Source organism: Nocardia cyriacigeorgica NBRC 100375, assembly GCF_000308555.1.
Classification (GTDB): domain Bacteria; phylum Actinomycetota; class Actinomycetes; order Mycobacteriales; family Mycobacteriaceae; genus Nocardia; species Nocardia cyriacigeorgica.
This window is the reverse complement of record NZ_BAFY01000291.1, coordinates 1-668: the sequence shown is the minus strand read 5'-3', so window position 1 is coordinate 668 and position 668 is coordinate 1. Positions and strand designations below refer to the sequence as shown.

Sequence of the window (668 nt, the reverse complement as noted above, 5' to 3'; positions counted from 1 at the left end):
GCGGCTAAAGGCCTGACCTACGGCACCTGCAAGGACCGCACGACCATGATCATCAACACTGTGGCGGCCGTCATCTCCTACTACTACCCCGCCACGTGGATCTTCCCCACCCTCATCCTCGCTGGCGGCCTCGTCACCCTCTTCACCCTCCGCAAAGTGGTGTCCAAGGCGAGCGAGGCCGACCGCATAGAGAAGCTGGGAGTGAGCCGCGTTGTGGGCCTGATCCTCGTGGCTGCGTGGCTGATCGTGCTTGTCTGCACCATTGTCTTCCGCCGCCGCACCGACTATGAGTCGCACAAGGAGCTGCACTGGTGGGAGGCCTTCTACCGGACCGGCTCCATCATCTTTGGCGGCGGCCAGGTGGTTCTGCCACTGCTGCAGAATGAGGTGGTGGCCACCGGGTGGGTCTCCCAGGCCGACTTCCTGACCGGCCTTGCCCTCGTGCAAGCCATGCCGGGGCCCCTCTTCAACTTTGCTGCCTACCTTGGCGCCATCATTGCCTTCAACGCGGGCGTGAGCGTTGTGGCAGGCATCTTCATCTGCTGGGTCGCTCTCTTTGCTCCGGGCATCCTCCTCATCTATGGCATCATGCCCTGGTGGGCGGCTTCCGTCACTTCCAGGTCTACCGCAGGATGCTGCCTGGGCTCAACTCTGCAGCGGTGGGCCTC

General features: G+C 63.3%; 1 protein-coding gene. It reads left to right on the top strand.

Annotated elements, in window-relative coordinates:
- Positions 1–45 precede the first annotated feature (45 nt).
- A partial coding sequence (locus RJ05_RS33190) for a chromate transporter (protein ID WP_162140651.1) occupies positions 46–668 on the top strand: 623 nt, incomplete at its 3' end.